We start from the raw sequence: 24,772 nt of genomic DNA on the forward strand, positions 1-24,772 counted from the left end.
ACCACACGAAGGAGAGCATTCCCATGGTTCAGCGTCAGCTGCCGAAGGTCGGCGAGCTCCTCGAGCTCATGCAGTTCAAGAAGCCCGAGCTCGATGCGCGCAAACGGCGTCTCGACGCGGCGCTGACGATCGACGACCTGCGCTCGATCGCCAAGCGGCGCACGCCCAAGGCGGCCTTCGACTACACCGATGGGGCGGCCGAGGGCGAGCTCTCGCTCGACCGCGCGCGCCGCGCCTTCGAAGACGTGGAGTTCCACCCCGACATCCTGCGCCCGGCCGCGCACGTCGACACCTCGTGCCAGATCCTCGGCGGCCCGTCCGCTCTGCCGTTCGGCATCGCCCCCACCGGCTTCACACGTCTCATGCAGACCGAGGGCGAGACGGCCGGTGCGTCCGCGGCGGCGGCGGCCGGCATCCCCTTCACCCTGTCGACGCTCGGCACGACCTCGATCGAGGGTGTCAAAGCGGCCAACCCCGTCGGGCGTAACTGGTTCCAGCTGTACGTCATGAAAGACCGCGCCATCTCGTACGGCCTCGTCGAGCGGGCCGCGGCGGCGGGCTTCGACACGCTGCAGTTCACCGTCGACACCCCGATCGCCGGCGCCCGCCTGCGCGACAAGCGCAACGGGTTCTCGATCCCCCCGCAGCTGACGGTGGGCACGATCGTCAACGCCATTCCGCGGCCGTGGTGGTGGGTCGACTTCCTGACCACCCCCAAGCTGGAGTTCGCCTCGCTCAGCACCACCGGCGGCACCGTCGGCGAGCTGCTGAACGCGGCCATGGACCCGACCATCAGCTACGACGACCTCGACATCATCCGCGCCATGTGGCCGGGCAAGCTCGTGGTCAAGGGCGTGCAGAACGTCACCGACGCCGCCCGCCTGGTCGACCTGGGCGTCGACGGCATCGTGCTGTCGAACCACGGTGGACGCCAGCTCGACCGCGCGCCCATCCCCTTCCGCCTGCTGCCGCAGGTGGTGCGCGAGGTGGGCAAGGACGCCACGGTCATGGTCGACACCGGCATCATGAACGGCGCCGACATCGTGGCATCCATCGCCCTGGGCGCGAAGTTCACGCTCATCGGGCGCGCGTACCTGTACGGCCTCATGGCCGGGGGGCGCCAGGGCGTCGATCGCACGATCGAGATCCTGCGCAGCGAGATCGAGCGCACGATGACGCTGCTCGGCGTCTCGTCGCTCGACGAGCTCGAGCCGCGTCACGTCACGCAGCTCACGCGCCTGGTGCCCGTCGCCGGTCAGGGGACCGACGCGCGGGTGTGATCCGCGGGCGCGACCCGCGGGCCCGGGTCAGCGGGCGGGCGCCAACAGGCCGCCCAGCGCCCCGAGCACGTCGGCCAGGGGCATCGACGGCTCGAGCAGCCACTGCACCTGCAGGCCGTCGGAGGCGGCGATGAGCAGGGCGGCGACCTGGTCGGGGTCGAGGTCGGCGCGCACGAGTCCCTCGGCCTGTTCGCTGCGGAGGCGCGCGGCGAGCTCTCCGCGCAGGCGCGCGAAGCGCTCGGTGAAGTAGGCGCGGGCCGTCGCGCTGTCGTCCTTCAGTGAGGCGGCGACGAGCGTGGTGTACAGCTCGACGAGGCCGGGCACCGAGGTGTTGTGGGCGGCGGCGTCGGTCAGCGATGACAGCGCGGTGGCGTCGGGTGCCGGGGGAGTCTGGCGGTTGGCGTGGTCGTACACGGCGACGAGCAGTTGCTCGCGCGAGTCGAAGTAGTGCAGCAGGGCCGCGTGCGAGACGCCCAGGGCGCGCGCGATGCTGCGCAGCGACGCCCCCTCGGCGCCGCGTTCGGCGAAGACGCCGATGGCGCGGTCGAGGATCTCCTGCCGTCGTGCGACACCCTTCGAGTACGCGCCGGAGCGGCCGAGGCGATCGTCGGCGGCGTGGGCGGCGCCGTCGCCCGCCGGGTCGACCGGGTCGCCGACGTCGGGGGTCTCGTCTTCGCGCCGCATCCCGTCAGTGTAGACCGCTGAAAAGTGACCACTGGATGGTTTAATGGTAGCGTTCCCACCGGCGCCGGACACCCGCGCCGTTCGACGACGAACAAGGAAGGCCCGATGTCGCTCCCCACCTCTTCCGTCCAGCTCTACACGCTGGTCGACGAATTCCGTGCCGATCCGGCTCGCTCGCTCGATCGCCTCGCCGCGATCGGCCTGCGCCACGTCGAGGCCTTCGATTTCGTGAGCCGCCCCGCCGAGATCCGCGCGGCTCTGGATGCCAGCGGGCTCACCGCCCCGACCGGGCACGCGCCCCTGCTGTCGACCGAGCTGTGGACTCCCCACGGTTCCATCCCCACGCCCGAGCCCGAGGCCGTGCTGGCGGCGGCGGCGACCCTGGGGCTGAGCACCGTGATCGACCCCTTCGTCGAGCCCGCGCGCTGGGCGACCGTCGACGGCGTCGCCGAGATCGCCGATCGGCTCAACGCCGTCGCCGATCTGGCGGCCGGCTACGGACTCACCGTGGGGTACCACAACCACGCGCAGGAGTTCCTCATCGACATCGACGGCGCGAGCGCGCTCGAGTACGTCGTGGCGCACACCGACGAGCGCATCGCCGTGGAGCTCGATCTGTTCTGGGCGCTCACCGGCGGCCAGGACGTGCCCGCCCTCGTGCAGCGTCTCGGTTCGCGTCTGCTCGCCGTGCACGTCAAGGACGGCTTCGTCCCGGCCGAGAACCCCTTCGCCCCCGACGTCGACCGTGCCGTCACCCGTCACCTCGACCAGCGCCGCCCGGGCGAGGGCGAGGTTCCGCTCGTCGAGGCGATGCGGGCGACGGATGCCGTGCGGTGGGCCGTCATCGAGTACGACCAGTCGCCCGGCGACGTGTTCGACGACATCGCCGCCAGCCACGCGTTCCTGCTCGAGAACGGCCTCGCGGTATGAGCGGGCCCGTGGGGGTCGGCATCATCGGAGCCGGCGTCATCAGCGACACCTACCTGAGCAACCTCACGGCGTTCCCCGACGTCGAGGTGCTCATCGTCGCCGACCTGGACCCGGAGCGCGCGCGGTCGCGCGCCGAGCAGTACGGCGTGCCCGCGTGGGGCACGGCCGACGACGTGCTCGCCCACCCCGACGTGCAGCTCGTCGTGAACCTCACCGTCCCGGCCGTTCACGTCGAGGTCTCGTCCGCCGCGATCGCCGCGGGCAAGCACGTGTGGACCGAGAAGCCGCTGGGGCTCGACCGCGAGAGCACCGCGCAGCTGCTCCGCGATGCCGAGGCTGCGGGGCTGCGCATCGGCTCCGCCCCCGACACCCTCCTGGGCCCGGGGTTCCAGTCGGCCAAGCGCGCCATCCTCGAGGGGGCGATCGGAGAACCCCTGTTCGCTCAGGCGTCGTTCCAGACGCAGGGGCCCGACCTCTGGCATCCGGGGCCGCAGTTCCTCTTCGCGCGCGGCGCGGGACCGCTGCTCGACATGGGGCCGTACTACGTCAGCGCGCTGGTCAGCCTGCTGGGACCGGTCGACCGGGTGGCCGCGGTCGGCACGCGCCCGCGGCGGCAGCGCCGCATCCACACCGGGCCCGCCGCCGGCGACGTGTTCGACGTCGAGGTCGCCACCACCGTGCAGCTCATCGCCGCGTTCGAGGGCGGTCAGCAGGCGCAGGGGCAGTTCAGCTTCGACTCGGCGCTCGAGCGCGCGGGCGTGCTCGAGATCCACGGCACCGAGGGCACGCTGGTGCTGCCCGACCCGAACCACTTCGAGGGCGAGATCGCCCGCATCGAACCGCTCGGGGTGCTGCTCGACGACGACCGGCCGGAGCAGCCGCGGATCGCGGTGCCGCAGGAGGGCGTCGTCGTCGGGCGCGGGCTCGGGGTGCTCGACATGGTGCGGGCCACCGCCGAGGTGCGCCCCCACGTGGCGACCGGCGAGCTCGGACACCACGTGCTCGACGTGCTGCTCTCGGCCGAGGAATCGGTGGCGGGAGCGGGCTTCGTGCCGGTGCGGAGTTCGCTGAGCGGGCCCGTGCCGGCGGTGCCGCGCGACTTCGACCCGTTCGCCCGCACCCTCTGAGTCGCACCCCGGCCGCCTCCGGGCGGCCGGGGGCGCTCGGCGGCAGACCGGCCGCCCGGAAACGAACGGGCCGCCGTGACCGGAACCGGGCCAGCGATCCCGCCCGGGTGGTCTCAGGCCGTGTCGGTTTTCCCTGCTTCGTGGACCGGCGCGCCTTTCGGATGCCGGCGAGAGCCGCCGGCGCCGAGCGCGAGCGTCGACGCCAGGCCCAGGGTGAGGAAGCCCGCGGCAGTGAACGCCGCCGCCCGGGTGCCGTCGCTGAAGGCGGCGCGCGCGTCGGCGGCGGCGCCCTGGGTCTGGGGCGACTGGGCGAGACCGGCGATCGCGGCGCCGGCGCTGTCGACCACCTGCGACACGACCTGATCGCGCTGATCGGCGGGGACTCCCCGCTGATCGAGTGACGAGGCGAGAACCCCGGCCGTCGTCGAGAACAGCACCGTGCCGAGGATCGCGACGCCCAGAGCGGCACCCAACTGCCGCGAGGTCGACTGCGTGCCCGACGCCTGTCCGCTGGCTGCGGGCGGGACCTCGGCGAGGACGACCCCGGTGAGCTGGGCGGTGGCCAGGCCGACCCCGAGTCCGTAGACGAACAGCAGCGGGATGAGCGGTCCCCACGTGGCATCCGGACCGATCGTCAGGGCGACGCCGGCGACGCCGACGATCTCGGCCAGCAGGCCGGCGCGCACGACCCAGACCGGGGCGACCCGGCCGCTGAGCGCTCCGGCGACACCGCTCGCGACGAACGAGCCCACGGCCAGCGACAGCAGCAGCAGGCCGGTCTGCAGGGCGTCGAAGCCCACGACGAACTGCAGCCAGAGCGGGAGCGCCAGGATGATGCCGAACTCGCCCAGCGAGACCACGGCGGCGGCGATGTTGCCGTTGCGGAACGACGAGATGCGGAAGAGGGCGAACGCGAGCAGCGTGGATCGTCCCTGCCGCTGCCGGTGCAGGCCCCAGGCGATGAAGGCGGCGAGGGCGGCGAGCGCGAGGGCGAAGGCGAGGGGAACGGGCGACAGGGCGAACGGCCAGGTCCACCCGCCGACCTGCGGAACGGCGTCGACCGTCCACCAGCCGTAGGTGCGCCCCTCGATCAGGCCGAAGACCAGGGGAGCCATGGTCAGCACCGACAGCAGGGCACCGACGCCGTCGATGCGCTCGGCGCGATCGCTGCGCGATTCGGCGACGGTGAGCAGCACGCCGATGACGATGATCACCCCGAGCGGGATGTTGATGCCGAACGCCCACCGCCACGAGAACGCGGTGGTCAGCCAGCCGCCGAGCAGGGGGCCGACGGCCGCCATTCCCCCGATGGTCGAGCCCCACACGGCGAAGGCGATGCCGCGCTCCCGCCCGCGGAAGGTGGCGTTGATGAGCGACAGGGTGGTGGGCAGGATCATCGCCCCGCCGATTCCCTGCACGAGGCGCGCGGCGATGAGTAGCTCGCCCGTGGGGGCGAACGAGGCGGCGATCGAGGCCGCGGCGAAGACGACGACGCCGACGAGCATCAGTCGGCGTCGCCCGAACCGGTCGGCGAGGCTGCCGAACACGAGCAGGAGCGAGGCGAACACCAGGGTGTAGGCCTCTTGCACCCACTGCACCTCGGTCGACGAGATCCCCAGGTCCTCGACGATCGAGGGCACCGCGACGTTGACGATCGTCGAGTCGACGATGATCAGCGAGACGGCGATGCTGATGAAGACGAGCCCCGCCCAGCGGCGCCCGGTGCGGTTCCCGACGGTGTCCATGCGACGAGTATATCGCTAGCTTTTCTAGCTATCTAGCCCGTTTCTTGCGCACGACCCATCGCGCCGGGTGCCGCCCGGTGCCGTGGCTCCGGTGTTGTCACCCCGCGGCATGACTCGGCCGCCGTAACCCAGCCGGCGTGACTCAGCCGCCGTGGCGCGGGCGCGACGTCAGGCGCGGCGTGCGGTCCGCCGGCGGCAGCGGCAGCGGCGTCGTGCCGGCCACCTCGTCGCTGAAGTCCTCGGGCTCGGGCGTGATCGTGTGCAGGGGCTGCGTCTCATCCAGCGTGAGGCGGAAGCGCTTGGTCTCGTGCCGGTGCACGCGCCCCGAGGCGAGCGTCCAGACGACACCGATGCCGCAGGCGATCAGCGCGACGGCGGCGGCCAGGGCGATGGCCACGCGCGGGCCGTACTCGCTCGCGATCGCGCCGACGATCGGGGCACCCACCGGCGTGCCGCCGAGCAGGATCGCCATGTACAGCGCCAGCACGCGTCCGCGCAGCGCCGGATCGGTGGTCGTCTGCACGTAGCCGTTCGCCGTGGTCAGGGTGGTCACGACGGCGAAGCCGGTGAACACGAGCGTGGCCGCGTACGCGCCGTAGCTGGGGGCGAAGACCGAGAGGGTGGATGCCGCGGCGAAGCCGCCGGCGCCCAGGATCACCACGCGCATCCGCGCGCGCTCGCGGCGTGCGGCCAGCAGGGCTCCGGCGAGGGAGCCGATGGCCACGAACGAGCTCAGCAGCCCGAAGCCGTCGGCCCCGCGACCGAACTCCAGCGCCATGGTCGAGGCGAAGATCGGGAAGTTCATGCCGAACGCACCGAGCAGGAAGACCATGACGAACGTGACGATCAGGTCGGGGCGGCGCGCGACGTAGCGGAAGCCGTCGGCCAGACGCGCGGGCCCGCCACGGCGGTGGTGCACCACGAGCTCGTGCGGGCGCATGAGCAGCAGCGCGGCGATCATCGCGAGGAACGTCACCGCGTTGACGAGGAACACCCATCCCGTGCCGACGACGACGATCATCACGCCGGCCACGGCGGGGCCGATGAGGCGTGCGGTGTTGAACGACGCGGCGTTGAGGGCCACCGCGTTCGAGGCGTTCTCCTGCGCGACGAGGTCGGACACGAACGCCTGGCGCGCGGGGTTGTCGAACGCGGTGACGACGCCGAGCGCCAGGGCGAAGCCGTACATCATCGGCAGGGTCATCAGGCCGGTGAGCAGCAGTGTCCCCAGCGCGAGGGCGAGCAGCAGCAGCGACGCCTGCGTGCACATGATGAGCTTGCGGCGATCGAAGCGGTCGGCCACCCAGCCGGTCACGCCCACCAGCAGCAGGGGCGGGGCGAACTGGAGCGCCATGGTGACGCCCATCGCGGCGGCGTCGTTGTCGGTCAGCTGCGTGAGCACGACCCAGTTCTGCGCCGTCGCCTGCATCCACGCGCCGACGTTGGAGACGAGGGCGCCGAAGAACCAGACGCGGTAGTTGAAGATCGACAGGGACCGGAACATCGACGTGCTCATCTCTCGGCCACCTTTCTCATGATCTCCGCGGCCTGGGCCAGCGTGTGACGGTCGTCGGGCGAGAGCCCCGCCAGGGCTTCTTCGAGCCAGGCGTCTCGGCGGCGTACGGTCTCGTCGACGACGGTGCGTCCGTCGTCGGTGAGGTCGATCGTGACCTTGCGCCGGTCGACCTCGTCGGGGGTGCGGGTGAGGTACCCGGCCTCTTCGAGCAGGGACACCGTGCGATTCATCGACGGGGCGGTGACGCGCTCACGGTCGGCGAGTTGGCCGAGGGTGTGCGCCCCGTGCACGGTGAGGGCGGCGAGCACGGCGAACTGCCCGTCGCTCATGGTGTCGACGGCCCGCTGTGCCCGCAGGCGCCGGGCCAGGCGGAACGTCGCCATGCGCAATTGCGATGCCGCGGCGCTGAGATCGTGCGAGGGCTCAGCGCCGCGGGCAGAAGTCAGGTCGTGAAGGGGGGATTCGTCGACGCTGTCATTCATGTTCGTGATCGTTAGTCTAGCTCATTAGTCTTGCTCATTAGTCTTGCTAACGGTATGGCGGTCGCGTCACCCGGCCCGCCGCGAGCGTGTTCCGGCCCACCGCTGGCGGGCGGACTCGGCCGGCCGGTCACCCTCACCCCGCCCCTAGACTCACCCCATGCCGGAGTTCGTCGACGCGTACGGGATCACGATCGTCTACGACGTGCACGTCGCCGAGACGCCGCGGGCGATCGTGCAGCTGCTGCACGGCGTCGGAGAGCACGCCGGTCGGTACGGCGCCCTGATCGAGGCCCTCGTCGCCGACGGGTACACCGTCTACGCCGACGACCACCGCGGGCACGGGCGCACCGGACTGCGCCAGTGGAACGGCGATCACCGCAAGCTCGGCCGGCTGGGGCCGGGTGGTCTCGGCGCCGCCCGCGACGCGGTCTGGACGCTGAGCCAGCGCATCCGCGAAGAGAACCCCGGCCTGCCCCTGGTGCTGCTCGGGCATTCGTGGGGGTCGTTCCTCGCGCAGATGCTGGTGGATCGGCATCCGGATGCCTACGACGCGGTCGTGCTGAGCGGCTCGGCCCTGCGGTGGCCGGGGGCGCTGAACGCCGGCGACCTCAACGCTCCGTGGAAGCATCAGCGCGGGTCGGGCATGGAGTGGCTTTCGAGCGACGAACAGGTCGGACGCGACTTCGTCGCCGACCCGCTGACCACCTCGAAGCCCCTGCTCGCGCTGTTCGGGCCGATCGAGGCCGCGAAGCTGTTCGGCCGCCCGCGCCGCGATCTCGGCGTCGACCTTCCGCTGCTGCTCCTGGTGGGTCGAGACGACACCGTCGGCGGCCCGCGGAGCGTTCACCTGCTGGCCGACGCCTACCGCGATCGATCGGGACTCACCGACATCACGACGCTGGTCTACCCGGGCGCGCGCCACGAGATCTTCGCCGAGATCGATCAGGCGCACGTGCGCGCCGATCTGCTCGCCTGGCTCGACGCGCGCCTCCCCGCTCGCGCCTGACCTGGCGTGCGTGATCGGATGCCGAGATCACACGGCGTCGGTGAGATCACCCGTCGTGTCGTGGTGTCTCGACGACGGTGCGTGATCTCGCGCGGCGGGAAGGGGCCCGGGAACGACGGTGGGGCCGGACGCCCCCCGCGCCCGGCCCCACGCCCCCCTGCTCCCGAATGCCCCCTCGGGTCTCAGCGCTGGCTGAACGCCGCGTCGAATGCCTCACCCGACGGTTCGTACGACGACAGTCGTCGCACGAATCCGAGCGCTTCGGGTGCGCCGACGAGCCGGTCCATGCCGGCGTCCTCCCACTCGACCGACAGTGGTCCGTCGTAGCCGATCGCGTTCAGCATGCGGAACGCGTCTTCCCACGGCACGTCGCCGTGACCGGTCGAGATGAAGTCCCACCCGCGCCGCGGATCGGCCCACGGCAGGTGCGACGACAGCCGGCCGTTCCGGCCGTTGGTCAGACGCTTCTTCGTGTCCTTGCAGTGCACGTGGATGATCTTGTCCTGGAAGTCCCAGAGGAACGCGACCGGGTCGATGTCCTGCCACACCATGTGCGAGGGGTCCCAGTTCAGCCCGAATGCCTCGCGGTGGCCGATGGCCTCGAGCGCCCGCTTCGTCGTCCAGTAGTCGTAGGCGATCTCGGACGGATGCACCTCGTGGGCGAAGCGCACGCCCACCTCGTCGAACACGTCGAGGATGGGGTTCCACCGGTCGGCGAAGTCCCGGTACCCGGCCTCGACCATCTCCTCGGTGGCCGGCGGGAACATCGCGACGTACTTCCAGATGCTCGACCCGGTGAAGCCGGTGACGGTCTTCACCCCCAGCTTGGATGCCAGGCGCGCGGTGTTCTTCAGCTCCTCGGCGGCGCGCTGACGCACGCCCTCGGGGTCGCCGTCGCCCCAGACGCGGTCCGACACGATGTCGCGGTGGCGCTGGTCGATGGGGTCGTCGCACACGACCTGGCCCTTGAGGTGGTTCGAGATCGTCCAGACCTTCAGGCCGTTGCGCTCGAGCACGTCGAGCTTGCCCTGGACGTACTCCTCGTCGTCCCAGCGCCACGGGTCGAGGTGATCGCCCCAGCAGGCGATCTCGAGGCCGTCGTACCCCCACTCGCCGGCGAGGCGGGCCACCTCCTCGAAGGGCAGATCGGCCCACTGGCCGGTGAAGAGCGTGATCGGTCGCGTCATCGCGTCAGTCCTCTCGTCGATTCAGGATGCCGCGAACGTGCGGCTGTCGGAGGCGGGGGCGCTCGCCCGGTCCACGCCGGTCCAGACGCCGTCGGCGCCGGAGCTCTGCGCGACGGCGTCGAGCACCCGCTGCACGTGCAGGCCGTCGGCGAAGGAGGGGCGGGGATCGCGGCCGTCGGCGACGGCTTCGACGAAGTCCTTCGCCTGGTGCGTGAACCCGTGCTCGTACCCGAGCATGTGACCGGTCGGCCACCACGCCCCCATATACGGGTGCTCGGGTTCGGTGACGAGGATGCGGCGGAAGCCCTGTTCGGAGGCCGGCAGGGTGGCGTCGTAGAACTGCAGCTCGTTGGGGCTCTCGAGGTCGAACGAGAGCGCGCCGTCGCTGCCCGAGATCTCGACGCGCAGGGCGTTCTTGCGGCCGAGGCGGAAGCGCGACGCCTCGAACGAGGCGAGGGCGCCGTTCTCGAGACGCCCGGTGAACAGGGCGAGGTCATCGACGGTGACGGGTCCGCGGTCCGCGCCCGCGGTGCCCGACAGTCCCGACGACGCGGCGAGCACCGGGCGCTCAGAGACGATGGTCTCGAGGACTCCCGCCACGCGGGTGAGGTGCTGACCGGTGATGTACTCGGTGAGGTCGACGGCGTGGGCGCCGATGTCGCCCAGGGCGCCGGAGCCGGCCCGGTCCTTCTGCAGGCGCCAGGTGAGCGGCGCGTCGGCGTCGCTGAGCCAGTCCTGCAGGTACTCGGCGCGCACCTGGCGGATCTCGCCCAAGCGACCCGCGGCGACGAGGTCGCGCGCGAAGGTGGTGGCCGGCAGGCGTCGATAGGTGAACCCCACCATCGAACGGATGCCGCGGGTGGCGGCGTCGTCGGCGGCCGCGGCCATGCGGCGGGCTTCGTCGACGGTGTTGGCGAGGGGCTTCTCGCACAGGACGTGCTTTCCGGCAGCCAGGGCGGCGAGGGCGATCTCGGCGTGGGAGTCGCCCGGGGTGACGATGTCGACGACGTCGATGTCGGGGCGTTCGACGATCTCGCGCCAGTCGGTGGAGCTCTCGTTCCAGCCCCAGGTGTCGGCGGCATCCCGGGTGCGTGCGGCGTCGCGACCGACGAGCACGCTCATCTCGGGGGCGAGGGGGAGGTCGAAGAAGCGGGGGCCCACGCGCCACCCTTGGGAGTGCGCGGCACCCATGAATCCGGCGCCGATCATGGCGATGCGGAGGGGCGAGGTCATGATCGCGGCCTTTCGATGGGGGAAGGGGAGGGGGCGCCCGCGTCGATCGCAGACGCCCCCGTGGTGGTTCGATCGATCAGGACTCGAACGACAGGTCGATGTACGAGTCCACGTTGTCCTTCGTCACCACCGGCGCGTCGAGCACGATGCGGTTGGGGACGCTCGGCGTGATCAGGTCGCCGGCGGTCTTGCCCTGCGCGATCAGGCGGGCCAGGGCGATGCCGTCGGCCGCCTGGGTCGACGGGTAGATCACCGTCGCCTGCAGCGGGGTGTCCCCGGCCTGGATGGCCTCCATGGCGTTACGGCTTCCCGCGCCGCCGACCATGAAGAACTCGTCGCGACCGGCCGCCGTGATGGCGGCGAGGACGCCGATGCCCTGGTCGTCGTCGTGGTTCCAGATGGCGTCGATCTTCGGGTTGGCCGACAGCAGCTGCGAGGTCGAGGCCTCGCCACCGGCCACCGTGAAGTCGGCCGCGACGCGCGGGCCGACGTCGAGACCGCAGTCCGCCAGGGCGTCCTTGAACCCGGCCGAGCGGTCCTGCGTGAGCGGCAGCGAGTCGATGCCGGCGATCTCGGCGACGACGGCGTCGCTCTGGCCGCTCAGCTGCTCGCAGATGTAGGTGCCGGCGCTGACGCCCATGCCGTAGTTGTCGCCGAGCACGGTCGAGCGGGCGGCGAAGGGGCTCGAGAACTCCCGGTCGACGTTGACGACCGGGATGCCGGCCTCCATCGCGCGGGTGGCGACCTCGGTGAGGGCGGCTCCGTCGCTCGGCAGCAGCACGATGGCATCCACCTTGTTGTTGATGAAGGTCTCGACCGCGGCGATCTGCGCGTTCACGTCGTTGGTGCCCTCGGCGACCTGCAGGTCGACGTCGGGGAAGCTCTCGGCGGCGGCGAGCGCACCGGAGTTGATGGCGCCGAGCCAGCCGTGGTCGGCGGCGGGGCCCGAGAAGCCGATGGTGACGGTGTCGCCGCTGGCGGCGTTCTCTTCGGTGGTGGTGCCCTGGTCGACGACGTTCTGGTTGTCGCCGCTCGAACCGGTGCAGCCGGCCAGCAGCCCGATGGCCGCGACGAAGGCGGTTCCCGTCAGGATGAGGCGGGAGCGCGAAGTCAGCTGTGAGCGCATGTCTTTCCTCCTTGAATGTGATGCGGCAGGTGCCAATGCGGCCCCGATCCGAGGAGGAGTCCACTTTGACGGGGCTCACGCTAGCAGAATGGTTCTTCGAATAGTCAACTTTTGTTCGAGCCTCGTCAAAAGCGAAATGCGCGGGACGAGCACCGCAATACCGGGGCCATACGGTTCATCAGCCCGGCGGATGTGCTGCCGTCGGCGCGGATCGAACGCCTCTCGCGTCCGGCGTGCGACCGTGTTATGTTCGCCGCGTGATCAAAGTTGACCATGAACAGTCATTACTCGTCGCCCGGGGCGTGACCAAGTCGTTCGGGGGCGTCCAGGCCCTGCGCGGCGTCGATCTCGACATCGTCCCCGGCGAGGTGCACTGCGTGCTGGGGCAGAACGGCGCCGGCAAGTCGACGCTGATCAAGACGCTCGCCGGCGTGCACCGTCCCGACGGGGGAGAACTCGTGTGGCGAGGCGAGACCGTCGAGATCGCCGACCCCGACGCGGCCATCGAGTTGGGCATCGCCACGATGTACCAGGAACTCGACGTCGTCGACGGGCTCACCATCGCCGAGAACGTCTTCCTCGGGCACGAGCTCTCGCGCGGCGGTTTCACCCATCGCTCCGAGGCCGCCCGGCGCACCACCGAACTGCTGAGGCGCCTGGGGCACGCGAACCTGTCGCCGCACACCGAGGTGGGAAGCCTCAGCGCCGCGAACAAGCAGATCGTGAGCATGGCGCGGGCGCTGTCGCACGACATCCGGCTCATCATCATGGACGAGCCCTCGGCCGTCCTCGACACCGAAGAGGTGAAGAACCTGTTCGCGGTCGTGCGCGAGCTCACCGCGGAGGGCATCGCCGTGGTCTACATCACGCACCGGCTCGAGGAGATCCGCGAGATCGGCGACCGCATCACGGTCCTGAAGGACGGACGCACCACGGCCGTGGGTCTCGCGGCCGCCGACACCCCCACCGCCGAACTCATCCGCCTGATGACGGGGCGCGACATCGCCAACGTCTTCCCCGAGCGGGCGCCCATCGAACCCGACGCCCCCGTCGTGCTGGACGTCCAGGGACTCGCTCTGGCCGGGGTCTTCTCCGACGTGTCGTTCTCGGTGCGCGCGGGCGAGGTCGTGGGTCTCGCCGGCCTCGTGGGCTCGGGGCGCTCCGAGATCCTCGAGACGGTCTACGGGGCGCGCAAGTCCTCGGCCGGACGCGTGGCCGTGCGCGATGCGGTGCTGCCCCGCGGATCGGTGCGCGCCGCGGTCGGTGCGGGCATGGGACTGTCCCCCGAGGAGCGCAAGAGCCAGGGGCTCGTGCTCGACGAGCCGATCTTCGTCAACATCGCGCTCGCTTCGATGAAGCGGTTCGCGAAGGGCGGGTTCCTCGACGACCGCTCCGCCCGCCGCGTGGCGCGCGAGCAGATCGACGCCTTCGAACTGCGTCCCGCCGACCCCGATCGCCCCGCCCGCACCCTGTCGGGCGGCAACCAGCAGAAGATCCTGCTCGCGCGGTGGCTCGTGCACGGCACGACCGTGCTGCTGCTCGACGAGCCCACCCGCGGTGTCGACGTCGGTGCCCGCGCCGAGATCTACACGCTCATCCGCGACCTCGCCGCCGCCGGCAACGCGGTCGTCATCGTCTCGAGCGAGATCGAGGAGGTGCTCGGCCTCGCCGACACCGTGCTCGTCGTCGCCGACGGTCGGATCCTCGACACCCTCCCCTCCCACCAGATCGACGAGCACGGCGTGCTCGACCTCGTCATGAAAGGATCCGCCGCGTGAGCGAGCCGACCACCCCGACCCGTGCACGCACGGTCCCCGCCGAAGCGGGACTCTCCCCGTCGGCCACCTCGACCCCGGCCTGGCGGCGCGTCCTGTCCGGTTCCGCCGGGCGCAACATCGGACTCGTCATCGCGCTGCTGGTGATGTTCGTCGTCGGAGCGATCACCGCGCCGGGCACGTTCCTCACCGTCGACAACGTCTTCGTGATCCTGCGTCAGGCCTCGATCACCGGGGTGATCGCGGTGGCGATGACCCTCGTGATCATCGCCGGGGGCATCGACCTCTCGGTCGGCTCGGTCACCGGGCTGGCCTCGGTGGTCGGCACCCTCGCCGTCGTGCAGGACCTCGCCGACTCGATGCACTGGATCGTCTTCGTGCTCTTCGCGCTCGCGGTGGGTGCGGTGGCGGGCCTCATCAACGGCATCGTCATCGCCTACGGGAACGTGGTCGCCTTCATGGCCACCCTGGCCATGCTCGTCGGCGCCCGCGGGTTGGCCGAGATCCTCGCCGAGCGGCGCACCCTCGTGGTGCAGGACCGCGGGTTCATCACCTTCATGAACGCCGACATCCTCGGGGTGAACATGCTCATCTGGATCTTCGCGATCGTCGCCGTGCTCGGGTGGGTGCTGCTCAACCGCACGACGTTCGGGCGTCGCACCGTCGCCATCGGCGGCAACCGCGAGGCCGCGCGACTGGCCGGCATCGACGTGCGGCGTCACGTCATGTGGCTCTACGTGCTCGTCGGGCTCGCGTCGGGCATCGCCGGCGTCATGTTCCTGGGCCGGACGACCGCGGGCAGCTCGACCAACGGGCAGCTGCTCGAACTCGACGTCATCGCGGCGGTCGTGGTCGGCGGCACCCTGCTCGTGGGCGGTCGTGGAACGATCACCGGCACGGTGTTCGGGGTGCTGATCTTCGCGACGCTGACCAACGTCTTCATCCAGAACAACCTGTCGTCGTCGGTCCAGGCCGTCGCGAAAGGTGTCATCATCGTCGTCGCGGTCCTTCTGCAGCAGCGCTTCTCCCGCCCGCCGGGCCGGGGCTGAGGCGCGACTTCTGCCGACGGTGACTGCGCTTTCCGTGCAGTCACCGTCGGCTCGCGGATCGTGTCGATAGCAAGTGATGGTGTACTGAGGGCGTGAAGCGGATGAGCACAGATGCGGTGCAGACGGCCAACGGTGCCGGTCAGCTCTTCCAATTGCTGCGTGATGGGATCCCGCGCACCCGGGCCGAGTTGGCGAAGACCACGGGTCTCGCGCGATCCACCGTCGCCGTCCGCGTCGACGAGCTCATGCGTATGGGACTGATCACCCCGGTGGCCGATGCGGTGTCGACCGGCGGGCGCCCGCCGTCGCAGTTCGCGATCAACCCGGCCGCCAAGGTCGTCGTCGCCGCCGACCTCGGCGCCTCGCACGCGACCGTCGCGATCGTCGATCTCGCCGGCACCGTGCTCGCCGAGACGAGCGCGTCGCTCGACATCGCCCTCGGGCCCGAGCCCGTGCTGACGTGGCTCGTCGACGGAGCGCGCGAACTGCTCGCCTCGGTGGAGCGCACCGTCGACGACGTGGCCGCGATGGGCATCGGCGTCCCCGGGCCCGTCGAGCACTCGACCGGTCAGCCGGTGAACCCGCCGATCATGCCCGGATGGGACCACTTCGACATCCCCGCGTGGATCTTCGAGCACATGCCGGTTGCCGTACTCGTCGACAACGACGTGAACATCATGGCGCTCGGCGAGCGCGGGCTCGCCTGGCCGGGGGTCGACCACCTCATGTTCGTCAAGATCGCCACCGGTATCGGCACCGGCATCATCTCCGACGGCCGCCTGCAGCGCGGCGCGCAGGGCATCGCCGGCGACATCGGGCACGTGCAGGTCGCGCGCGGCGCCGACATCCCGTGCCAGTGCGGCAATCGCGGATGCCTCGAGGCCCTGGCATCCGGTCCCGCCATCGCCCGCGCTCTGCGCGCGCAGGGCATCGAGGCGCACACGGGCTCCGACGTGGTCGACCTCGTCAAGCGCGGCAACATCGACGCGATCCAGGCGGTGCGCCAGGCCGGCCGCGACATCGGCGAGGTGCTCACGACCTGCGTCAGCCTGATGAACCCGTCGGTCATCGCCGTCGGCGGGTCGATGGCGCGCGTCGGGGAGCACCTCATCGCGGGGGTGCGCGAAGTGGTCTATTCGCGTTCGACGCCGCTGGCGACGGAGTACCTCTCGATCGTGCAGTCGGTCGCCGCCGAGCACGCCGGTGTGCGGGGGGCGAGCATGCTGGCCATCGAGCACGCGCTCTCGCCCGAGTCGTTCACCGCCGCGTTCCTTCCCGCCTGAGGCGGGCCCGACAGCGGACGACGGGTGCCGCCGAACTCGTCGCGCGGCGTCTCAGCCCGCGGCGGCCGTAGCCCGTTCCGCCACCGTGCGCAGTGCGCGCAGCACGTGCCGTACCGCGGCGTGGGCGAGGGCATCCGGGCGGGCGAGGACGTCGACGTGTCGCACGAGCTCGAGGTCGGCGAGGGGGCGCAGCACGAGTCCGTCGACGGCGAGGGGGAGCGCGGTCGTGCGGGGGAGCACGGCGATCGCCGCGCCCGTGCGCACCACCTCGGCCGTCACCGAGAACTCGTTGATGCGATGGGCGATGCGCAGCGGCCGACCGACGTGCGCCGCGAGGTGGTCGAGCACCCCGGCGAGCGGGAACCCCGGGTGCACCGACACCCACGTCTCCTCGACCAGGTCGACCGCGCGCAGGCGATCGCGCGCGGCGAGGGGATGCGCCTCGGGCAGTGCGATGTCGAGGGGCTCGGCGAGCAGCGCCGTGGCGATGACGCGGTCGCGCGGCCAGGGCGCATCGTGGGCGAGGCGGTGCGCGATGACGAGGTCGTGGTCGGCGGTGAGGCCCGGGAAGTCGCGGTGCGCGACGTCGGCGTCGGCGAGCTGCAGGGGCGGGGTGCCGTCGAGCTCGCGCAGCAGCGGACCGAACAGGGCCAGCCCCGCACTATGGAAGGCCGAGACCCGCACCGGGCGATCCGCGGCGTCGAGGAACGCTCCGACCGCCTCGCGCGCGGCCGTGAGCGCCTCATCGACCCGGGTGCCCGCGGCGGCGAGGGCCTCGCCCGCGGGGGTGAGGGTGAGCACGCGCCCCCGGCGCACGGTCAACGGCACCGGAGCGTGGGCCTGCAGGGTCGCGAGCTGCTGCGACACCGCCGAGGCCGAGATGTGCAGGGCGGCGGCGACCGCGGCCACGCTGCCCCGATCGCCGAGTTCGCGCAGCAGGCGCAGGTGAGCGGCATCCATAAGTCACAACTTACGTGACGGTGAAGACACAGGCCGTTGTTCTTCCGAGTGGGCGCGACGACGCTGGAGACATGACCCACCGCCCCGCCGAGATCGTCGTCGACGTATTGCTGCTCGCCGTGGCGGCGGTGTGGGGGGCGAGCTTCCTCTCGGCCAAGGCGCTCACCGACGAGGTGGGCGTCGCCCCCGCCGTGGCGCTGCGCTTCGTCGTGGCCGCGGTGGCGCTGGGGGCGATCTGCCTCGCGCGGCGCGAGCGGATGCCGCGGGGTCGGGGCCTCGCCGTCGCCGCCCTGCTCGGCTGCTCGCAGGCGACGGTCATCGGCCTCGAGACCGCGGGCGTGCACCTGACCTCGGCGACCAACGCGGGCGTGCTCATCAGCCTCGCCCTCGTCTTCACCCCCGTGCTCGAGAGCCTCGCGGCCAGGTCGTGGCTGCCGCGGTCGTACTTCGTCGCGGCGGTCGCCGCGGTGGTGGGGGTGGCGCTGCTCGTGTCGGGGGGAGGCCTGCGCGCCCCGACGATCGGCGACGCCCTCGTGATCGCGGCCGCCGTCGTGCGGGCGGTGCACGTCACCGCCAGCGCGCGCCTCACCCGCGGACGCTCCGACAGCTCCCTCGCCGTGGTGTTCGTGCAACTCGTCGTGTGCGCCGCGACCTCGTCGGCGGTGGCCGGCGCCGACCTGCCGCCGGCGGTCGGACGGCTCACGGCATCCGGATGGGCCCACGTGCTGTTCCTCGGCCTGATGTGCTCGGTGTTCGCCTTCGTCGTGCAGCTGTGGGCCGTGCGCCGCACCTCGGCGACGCGCGCGAGCATCCTCATGGGCACCGAGCCGGTGTGGGCGCTGGCGGTGGGGGTGGCGATCGGGGGAGAGGCGGTGGGGTTCCCCGGCCTCGCGGGCGCCGCGCTGGTGATCGCCGCGTCGTACGCGGGTCAGGCCATCGAGCGCCGACACCGCCGTGCGCTCGCCGAGCGGGAGCCCCGGGCGATGGACGGCCCCGTGCTCGTCGCGCCGCCGTCGCCGTAGGCTGAGAGCATGCACGGCGAGTACAAGGTCCCCGGCGGGAAGCTGGTCGTCGTCGACCTCGAGGAGCGCGAGGGCCGCATCCACGGCTTCCACCTCGCGGGCGACTTCTTCCTCGAGCCCGACGACGCCCTCGAAGACATCGACGCGGCCGTCACCGGTCTGCCGGTGGAGTCCGACGTCCCCACGATCGCGGCGGCCATTCGCGCCGCGCTGCCCGAGGGGGCGCAGCTGCTCGGCTTCACCCCCGAGTCGGTCGCCACGGCCATCCGCCGCGCCCTCGTCACCGCCCCCGGCTGGGCCGACTTCGAGTGGGAGGTCGTGCACGACGCCCCCGTCTCGCCGCGCATGAACCTCGCCCTCGACGAGGTGCTCACCACCCGCGTCGGCGCGGGGCTGCGCACACCCACGCTGCGCCTGTGGGAGTGGAACGAGAGCGCCGTCGTCATCGGCTCGTTCCAGTCGCTGCGCAACGAGGTCGATCCCGTCGGCGCCGAGAAGCACGGCTTCGACATCGTGCGTCGCATCTCGGGCGGCGGCGCGATGATGATGGCCGCGAACTCGATCGTGACGTACTCGCTGTACGTGCCGGCCTCCCTCGTCGCGGGCATGACCTTCGCCGACTCGTACGCTTTCCTCGACGACTGGGTGCTGCAGGCGCTGCGCTCGCTGGGCATCGACGCGGTGTACCAGCCGCTCAACGACATCGCCGGCCCCCACGGCAAGATCGGCGGGGCCGCGCAGAAGCGCCTCGCCAACGGCGGGGTGCTGCACCACGCGACCCTGAGCTACGACATGGACGGCCAGGTGCTCACCGAGGTGCTGCGCATCGGCCGCGAGAAGCTCAGCGACAAGGGCACGGTCTCGGCCGCCAAGCGCGTCGATCCGCTGCGCAGCCAGACGGGCCTGCCGCGCGACGAGGTCATCGAGCGTTTCATCCAGACGTTCACGACCCTCTACGGCGCGACCCCCGGTCACATCACCGACGAGGAGTACGCCGAGGCCGAGGCGCTCGTGCAGTCGAAGTTCGCCACCGACGCGTGGCTGCAGCGCGTCCCGTGAGCGCCCCGATCCCCACCGACGCCCCCGAGCCGGGCGGCGTCGAGATCCACCACGCCGACAACCTGGCCGTCACCCCGGGCTACCCCGACGGCTCCTTCGCCCTGGTCTACCTCGACCCGCCCTTCAACACCGGGCGCACGCGCTCCAAAGCGGTCGAGTCGGCGACGCGCAAGGCCCCGGTCGACGAGACCCCGGATGCCGAGAAGCCCGAGGCGGCGGCATCGGTCGACGACCCGAACATGCTCGTGTTCCCCGAAGAGGAGCCGCCGCCGCCCCCCGTGGTGCAGCGCGGCTTCCACGGGCGCGAGTACGCGCGGTTGCGCGGTGACCTGCGCACCTACGACGACCGGTTCGACGACTACTGGGGCTTCCTCGAACCCCGGTTGGTGGAGGCCTGGCGCCTGCTGGCCGACGACGGCACGCTGTACCTGCACCTCGACTACCGCGAGGTGCACTACGCCAAGGTCATGTGCGACGCGCTGTTCGGGCGCGACAAGTTCCTCAACGAGTTGATCTGGGCCTATGACTACGGGGCGAAGACCAAGCGCCGCTGGCCCACGAAGCACGAGACGATCCTGGTCTACGTGAAGAACCCGCAGCGGTACTTCTTCGACTCCGACGCCGTCGATCGCGAGCCGTACATGGCCCCCGGGCTGGTGACGGCCGAGAAGGCCGCCCGCGGCAAGATGCCCACCGACGTCTGGTGGCACACGATCGTGCCGACGACGGGACGCGAGAAGACCGGGTACCCGACGCAGAAGCCCGAGGGCGTCCTTCGCCGCATGGTGCAGGCGTCGAGCCGCCCCGGCGACCGCGTGCTCGACATGTTCGCCGGAAGCGGCACCCTCGGCGCCGTCGCCGCCCCCCTCGGGCGCGACGCGGTGCTCATCGACGACAACGCCGACGCGGTGGCCGTGATGCGAAAGCGTCTGCCCCACGCCTCCGTGCGCGGCTGAGGCGCGAGCGCGCCGACGGCGCCGCCCGTGGGGAGCGTTCTCGCCCTGATCGTCCTGAGCGGCTGCTCCGCGGAACTCGCTGGGCGGAGAGCGGTGTTCAAGCTGCAGCGGGGCGCATTCTGTGCGTTGGGTCGTTCCGCGACCGCCCCGGTGCACATTTCGCGCCCCGGTCGCGCCGCGCCCCGGCGTCGCGGCACCCCGGCCGCACCGCGCTTCGGTGCAGCGGCATCCTGGCCCCGCCGCGACCGGTCAGGCCGCGCTTCGGTTGTCGTTCGTGGTGGGGTGTGCGGGGGAAGCGGGGCGTGTTTCGTGCATCGGGGCGTTTGGCGACCGCCCCGGCGCACGTTTTGCGCCCCGATGTCTGGGAGCGAGACCTGCAGTCGTGGAATGTCGACCCGCCGGGGGCGGGGACGACGCGCCCTTCTGCGTGCGGGAGGGTGCCAAGTTAGGCTTGCCTAATGACGCACGAATTTGACCTCGACACCCGTCGCGCCGTCCTCGCGCACATGAACGCCGACCACCTCGACGACAACGTGTTGATCGTCCGCGCGTTCGGACCGCACCCGGTGGTGTCGACCGCGGTCATGACCGGATTCGACGGCGACGGCGGCGACTGGGACGTCACCTCCGACGAGGGGGCGACGTCGTCGGTGCGGATTCCCTGGCCGGCGGGGTCGATCACCGAGCGCCGGGAGGTGCGCCGCGAGGTGGTGGCGCTGTACGACGCGGCCTGCGCGCGACTGGGCCTGACGCCACGCCCCCACTGATCGGAAAATGGAGGTTAGGTGAACCTAACTTCCTGCGTATGATGGCCCCATGAGCGACCTCATCTCCTTCTCCACGGCTCTTCGTGAGCGCTCGCGCAGCGCCCACTCCACGAGCGAGCACGCCGGGTTCATGAACGACCTGATGAGCGGTGCCGGCACGCGGGAGGACTACGTCGCCCTCGTCGTGCAGCACTGGTTCATCTACGAGGCGCTCGAGGAGGCCACCGATCGCATGCGCCGCGACCCCGTGGCATCCGTGTTCCTCAGTGACAAGCTCACGCGCCTCCCCGCCCTCGAGGCCGACCTCGCGTTCCTGCTCGGGGCCGACTGGCGCGACCTCGTCTCGCCGCTGCCCACCACCCAGGCCTACGTCTCGCGCATCCGCCGGGTCGCGGCGACCTGGCCCGGCGGCTTCGTCGCGCACCACTACACGCGCTACCTCGGCGACCTGTCGGGGGGCCAGTTCATCGGTCGCCTCATGCAGCGTCGCTTCGGCTTCGACACCAACGGCATCGGGTTCTACCTCTTCGGCGACATCGCCGACCCGGAGGCCTTCAAGAGCGTCTATCGCGAGCAGCTCGACGCCGCCCCCTGGGACGACGACGAGAAGGAGCGCGTCATCGCCGAGGTGCTCGTCGCCTACCGCTTCAACACCGAGCTGTTCGTCGACCTGGCGCGGGCCAAGGCCGCTCAGACCGCCTGAGCGTCCGCGGCGGGGCGACCCGCGTCGCGGCGGCGCATCGAGCGTCGCACGACCAGGGCGATCGCGACGGCCGCACCCGCGACGAGGGCGATCAGGCCGTACAGGCTCCACGGCACGGCCGGGATCGCGAAGTCGGTGACCACCTCGCTCACGGCTCCGGCCCCGAGTCCGACGCCCGCGGGGGCGATCGTCAGCGTGCCGGTGATCCAGCCGAGTGAGAAGGCCGGCACCTCGCGCTCCATGTCGATCGTGGAGGCGGGGATGATCTCGGTCACCTGCGTCGGCGGCGTCGTCGTCGACAGCACCCCGGCCAGGCCCGAGGTGGTGACCGTCTCGAGGCCCGTCAGGCGGGTGTTCCCGGTGTTCTCGAGCGAGTACCGCACGATCAGGCGGCCCGAATCGAAGGGGTTCCACGAGCCCTCGTAGCTCGCGGTCACGCCCGTCACCGCGGCGGCGGGGGTGAGCTCCCCGGCGACGCGCAGGTTGATGCGGGTGCCGAGGCGGCGGTCCACCGACAGCGTGCTCGATGCGTCCTGGCTCGTCAGCGACGTGACGATCCCGGCGGCGTGGTCGCCGGGGCGTGCGTCGGCGGGCACGCTGATCGTGAACGCGACGTCGGCGGACTCGCCCGGTGCCAGCTGCAGGGCCGTCGGGGGCACGGCGACCCACGTGCCGGCGCCGAGCGAGGGCGCCCCGTCGACGAGCACGTCGATCTCGCCGCTCGGCGCGGTGAACGCGTCGGCCGCGTAGACGGCCAGGGGCAGCGGCTCGGTGCCGGTGTTGACGACGACCATGGTGTCGGTCACGACCGCGCCGGGCTCGACGTCGTACGAGAAGTTGGCGCGTCCGGTGCCGTTGGCGTTGTCGGCGGTCTGCACGCTCCACGCCACACCGCCGTCGGCCGCCGCGGCGGGGAGCGGCAGGGTCGACAGTCCGAGGACGAGGGTGCCGGCGAGGGCGAGGACGCGAAGGGAGGGCGAGGCGGTCACGGTGTCTTCCGGGTCGATGGGAAAGGGGGCCCCGGCCGAAGCCGGGACCCCCGGGGAGTGTCTTACTGCAGGGCGGTGATGGTGAGCTTGCTGGTGTAGTCGCCCGCGGGGGTGGTGCCCGGGATGACCAACGAGAGGTCGGCTCCCACGGTCGCGCTGACGGCCGAGGTCGACGAGGCCAGCACGCGCGACGCGCCCAGGCCCGTGCCGCCCAGTCGCGTCGAGGTCACCTCGGCGCCACCGGCGACGCTGCTGCCTGCGGAGACCACCTTGGGCTTCCACCCCAGCAGTCCGCCCGAGAACGACCCGCCCGACGACGACGCGAAGTCGCCGACCTGGCCCGAGATGCTCCAGGTGTAGGGCGACGAGCCCCCGGCGCGCGTGTCGGTCACGACGAGGTTGGTGAGCGATCCGGATGCCACGAAGTTCGCGCCGTCCTGCACGGCGGTGCCGAGGTTGGCGGGCGAGGTGCCCTCGAACGCCCAGCCGAAGGAACCGGTGGGGCTCTCGACCCACGCCGGAACCTCGACGATGACGTCGGACGACGAGGCGAAGGTGACGGGGGTGGCGGTCTCGAAGGGCGCGTACACGGCGCCGCTGCCGGCATAGGTGTAGATGCCGAACGTGCCCGCGGCGAGGTTCTGCGCCTCGGTGGTCGTGAGCGCCAGGTCGACCGAGAAGGTGCCGTCGGCGTTCAGCTCGACGGCGCCGCCGTTCACGCCGCCGATGGTCGCCATGCTCGCGGCGGGCACGGCCCACTTCTGGGCGATCACCGAGCGCGCCGACGAGGCGGCTCCGGCCGAGGGCTTCCACGTGTCGGCGAACTTGCCGAAGACGACGTACGTGCCGCTGAACTGCCCGGCGAGCGGCGGGCGCGTGCCGTTGGTGGCGGTGCCCGAGGGCAGGAACCCGCTCCCGCTGACGGTGACGGTCTCGCCCTGCGCGAGGCCGGAGGTCTTCGACACGGTGACCGTGGGGGTCGCGGCGACCGGGGCCGCGGTGTAGGCGACCGACAGGGCGCTGGCGGGCTTGCGCGCGTCGGCGGCGCCTCCCGAGGAGTACCAGTACGGTCCCTGGCCGGTCTTGCCCTGGAAGTCGACGAACGACTGCGGGAACGCACCGGCGTTCGCCCCACCGGTGACCTGGGCGACCGAGCCCTCGGGCACGGTGATCGTGCGGCCGAGGTAGTCGGGGGTGACGGTGAAGCCGGTGGGGGTCACGTCGACACCGGTGAGGGTGGCCACGACCACGTTCGTCGCCGGGGTCAGGGTCTCGAACTTGTCGGGGTCGTCCATCGAGGTGCCGTAGCCGCCGAGCGTGGCGGTGACGGTGCCGGTGCCGTCGGAGGCGACGGTGAGCTTCGGGTCGGTGATCCACGAACGGGTCATGCCCGAGTAGTAGGCCGACGTGAACGAGCCGGTCCACTGGATGACCGCCGTGTTGGCGTCGACGTCGACCGTGCCGGTTCCGCCGGTGATCTCGGCGACGTGTCCGGAGTTCAGGCCGTTGCCGGTCGTGATGGTCGTGCCGGCGGCATCCGTCCGCAGTCCCGCGAAGGTGGCGGCGGCGTAGCTTCCGTCGGACTGACGCTTCAGGATCGACGTGTTGCCGTCGCTCTGCTTCCAGTTCGACGAGGTCACGCGGTCGGCCGCCGAGGTGGCCGTGACGATCCCGGCCGAGAGCAGGTTCACCGTGCCGGGGGCGAAGGCGGCGGCGTTCGACTCGGCGTTGATGCCCCAGCGGAACACGGCGTCGTCGATGCTCGTGTCGGCGGCGTGCGCGGGGGCCGCGACGAGAGCGCCCCCCAGGGCGAGTGCGGTGGTGGCGAGGGTCGCTGCCGAGAGGCGTGCGAACCGGTGCCTGCGCGTGGAGGAGTCCACGGTCATTCCCTTC

22 protein-coding genes are annotated in these 24,772 nt (G+C 71.5%); 12 read left to right on the forward strand and 10 right to left on the reverse strand.

Features of this window, described 5'->3' with window-relative positions:
• The first annotated feature begins 23 nt into the window (after positions 1 to 23).
• On the forward strand, positions 24 to 1,280 hold the full coding sequence (locus IFR11_RS05570; RefSeq protein ID WP_055940792.1) for an alpha-hydroxy acid oxidase: 1,257 nt from the start codon (positions 24 to 26) through the stop codon (positions 1,278 to 1,280).
• Positions 1,281 to 1,307: 27 nt separating this feature from the next.
• Here the strand turns inward: IFR11_RS05570 and IFR11_RS05575 are convergent, their stop codons facing one another.
• Positions 1,308 to 1,964 (reverse strand): TetR/AcrR family transcriptional regulator, encoded by a 657-nt coding sequence (locus IFR11_RS05575; RefSeq protein ID WP_055832870.1) that lies wholly within the window; start codon positions 1,962 to 1,964, stop codon positions 1,308 to 1,310.
• Positions 1,965 to 2,069: 105 nt separating this feature from the next.
• Here IFR11_RS05575 and IFR11_RS05580 point away from each other — a divergent pair, with 105 nt between their 5' ends.
• Positions 2,070 to 2,894 (forward strand): sugar phosphate isomerase/epimerase family protein, encoded by an 825-nt coding sequence (locus IFR11_RS05580; protein ID WP_191915501.1) that lies wholly within the window; start codon positions 2,070 to 2,072, stop codon positions 2,892 to 2,894.
• Entirely contained in the window at positions 2,891 to 4,021 is a 1,131-nt protein-coding gene (locus tag IFR11_RS05585; RefSeq protein ID WP_191915502.1) for a Gfo/Idh/MocA family protein, read from the forward strand. Before IFR11_RS05580 ends, IFR11_RS05585 begins: the two co-directional genes overlap by 4 nt.
• Positions 4,022 to 4,134: 113 nt before the next feature.
• Here the strand turns inward: IFR11_RS05585 and IFR11_RS05590 are convergent, their stop codons facing one another.
• The 3 genes from IFR11_RS05590 to IFR11_RS05600 all read right to left on the reverse strand — a co-directional run bounded on the left by IFR11_RS05590 (position 4,135) and on the right by IFR11_RS05600 (position 7,764).
• Positions 4,135 to 5,766 carry a DHA2 family efflux MFS transporter permease subunit gene (locus IFR11_RS05590; protein ID WP_244630595.1) on the reverse strand — a complete coding sequence of 544 codons (1,632 nt, stop codon included), beginning with the start codon at positions 5,764 to 5,766 and terminating at the stop codon, positions 4,135 to 4,137.
• Positions 5,767 to 5,908: 142 nt separating this feature from the next.
• Positions 5,909 to 7,282 carry an MFS transporter gene (locus IFR11_RS05595; protein ID WP_244630596.1) on the reverse strand — a complete coding sequence of 458 codons (1,374 nt, stop codon included), beginning with the start codon at positions 7,280 to 7,282 and terminating at the stop codon, positions 5,909 to 5,911.
• Positions 7,279 to 7,764 (reverse strand): MarR family winged helix-turn-helix transcriptional regulator, encoded by a 486-nt coding sequence (locus IFR11_RS05600; protein WP_191915503.1) that lies wholly within the window; start codon positions 7,762 to 7,764, stop codon positions 7,279 to 7,281. The genes IFR11_RS05595 and IFR11_RS05600 overlap by 4 nt, the downstream gene beginning before the upstream one ends.
• Before the next feature lie 157 nt (positions 7,765 to 7,921).
• Between IFR11_RS05600 and IFR11_RS05605 the strand changes: the two genes are divergently transcribed.
• On the forward strand, positions 7,922 to 8,770 hold the full coding sequence (locus tag IFR11_RS05605; RefSeq protein WP_191915504.1) for an alpha/beta fold hydrolase: 849 nt from the start codon (positions 7,922 to 7,924) through the stop codon (positions 8,768 to 8,770).
• Positions 8,771 to 8,952: 182 nt separating this feature from the next.
• Here the strand turns inward: IFR11_RS05605 and IFR11_RS05610 are convergent, their stop codons facing one another.
• The 3 genes from IFR11_RS05610 to IFR11_RS05620 form a co-directional block, all read right to left on the reverse strand.
• Positions 8,953 to 9,957 (reverse strand): sugar phosphate isomerase/epimerase family protein, encoded by a 1,005-nt coding sequence (locus tag IFR11_RS05610; RefSeq protein ID WP_191915505.1) that lies wholly within the window; start codon positions 9,955 to 9,957, stop codon positions 8,953 to 8,955.
• Between the two features lie 21 nt (positions 9,958 to 9,978).
• Entirely contained in the window at positions 9,979 to 11,190 is a 1,212-nt protein-coding gene (locus IFR11_RS05615; protein WP_244630597.1) for a Gfo/Idh/MocA family protein, read from the reverse strand.
• A 76-nt stretch (positions 11,191 to 11,266) separates the two neighbouring features.
• Positions 11,267 to 12,316 (reverse strand): substrate-binding domain-containing protein, encoded by a 1,050-nt coding sequence (locus IFR11_RS05620; protein ID WP_055832878.1) that lies wholly within the window; start codon positions 12,314 to 12,316, stop codon positions 11,267 to 11,269.
• Between the two features lie 302 nt (positions 12,317 to 12,618).
• Between IFR11_RS05620 and IFR11_RS05625 the strand changes: the two genes are divergently transcribed.
• From IFR11_RS05625 to IFR11_RS05635, 3 genes are all read left to right on the forward strand, one after another.
• Positions 12,619 to 14,094 carry a sugar ABC transporter ATP-binding protein gene (locus IFR11_RS05625; protein WP_055832879.1) on the forward strand — a complete coding sequence of 492 codons (1,476 nt, stop codon included), beginning with the start codon at positions 12,619 to 12,621 and terminating at the stop codon, positions 14,092 to 14,094.
• Positions 14,091 to 15,140, forward strand: a complete 1,050-nt coding sequence (locus tag IFR11_RS05630) for an ABC transporter permease (protein WP_055832880.1) — start codon at positions 14,091 to 14,093, stop codon at positions 15,138 to 15,140. Before IFR11_RS05625 ends, IFR11_RS05630 begins: the two co-directional genes overlap by 4 nt.
• 101 nt (positions 15,141 to 15,241) lie before the next feature.
• Entirely contained in the window at positions 15,242 to 16,423 is a 1,182-nt protein-coding gene (locus IFR11_RS05635) for an ROK family transcriptional regulator (protein ID WP_191915506.1), read from the forward strand.
• Positions 16,424 to 16,474: 51 nt separating this feature from the next.
• Here the strand turns inward: IFR11_RS05635 and IFR11_RS05640 are convergent, their stop codons facing one another.
• Positions 16,475 to 17,383, reverse strand: coding sequence for a LysR family transcriptional regulator (locus IFR11_RS05640; RefSeq protein ID WP_191915507.1), 909 nt, complete (start codon positions 17,381 to 17,383; stop codon positions 16,475 to 16,477).
• Between the two features lie 71 nt (positions 17,384 to 17,454).
• On the opposite strand from IFR11_RS05640, the gene IFR11_RS05645 reads away from it, so the two are divergent.
• The 5 genes from IFR11_RS05645 to IFR11_RS05665 all read left to right on the forward strand — a co-directional run bounded on the left by IFR11_RS05645 (position 17,455) and on the right by IFR11_RS05665 (position 21,890).
• Entirely contained in the window at positions 17,455 to 18,405 is a 951-nt protein-coding gene (locus IFR11_RS05645) for a DMT family transporter (protein ID WP_191915508.1), read from the forward strand.
• Between the two features lie 9 nt (positions 18,406 to 18,414).
• Entirely contained in the window at positions 18,415 to 19,464 is a 1,050-nt protein-coding gene (locus tag IFR11_RS05650; protein WP_191915509.1) for a lipoate--protein ligase family protein, read from the forward strand.
• Entirely contained in the window at positions 19,461 to 20,420 is a 960-nt protein-coding gene (locus IFR11_RS05655; protein WP_342030249.1) for a DNA-methyltransferase, read from the forward strand. The genes IFR11_RS05650 and IFR11_RS05655 overlap by 4 nt, the downstream gene beginning before the upstream one ends.
• Positions 20,421 to 20,878: 458 nt before the next feature.
• Positions 20,879 to 21,187 carry a DUF2470 domain-containing protein gene (locus IFR11_RS05660; RefSeq protein WP_191915510.1) on the forward strand — a complete coding sequence of 103 codons (309 nt, stop codon included), beginning with the start codon at positions 20,879 to 20,881 and terminating at the stop codon, positions 21,185 to 21,187.
• A 49-nt stretch (positions 21,188 to 21,236) separates the two neighbouring features.
• Positions 21,237 to 21,890 carry a biliverdin-producing heme oxygenase gene (locus IFR11_RS05665; protein WP_070409180.1) on the forward strand — a complete coding sequence of 218 codons (654 nt, stop codon included), beginning with the start codon at positions 21,237 to 21,239 and terminating at the stop codon, positions 21,888 to 21,890.
• Here the strand turns inward: IFR11_RS05665 and IFR11_RS05670 are convergent.
• Positions 21,878 to 22,879, reverse strand: coding sequence for a WxL protein peptidoglycan domain-containing protein (locus IFR11_RS05670; protein ID WP_191915511.1), 1,002 nt, complete (start codon positions 22,877 to 22,879; stop codon positions 21,878 to 21,880). The genes IFR11_RS05665 and IFR11_RS05670 overlap by 13 nt on opposite strands.
• A gap of 62 nt (positions 22,880 to 22,941) precedes the next feature.
• Entirely contained in the window at positions 22,942 to 24,765 is a 1,824-nt protein-coding gene (locus tag IFR11_RS05675) for a hypothetical protein (RefSeq protein WP_192040430.1), read from the reverse strand.
• Positions 24,766 to 24,772 lie beyond the last annotated feature (7 nt).

This window comes from Microbacterium sp. CFBP 8801, assembly GCF_014839455.1.
GTDB lineage: Bacteria > Actinomycetota > Actinomycetes > Actinomycetales > Microbacteriaceae > Microbacterium.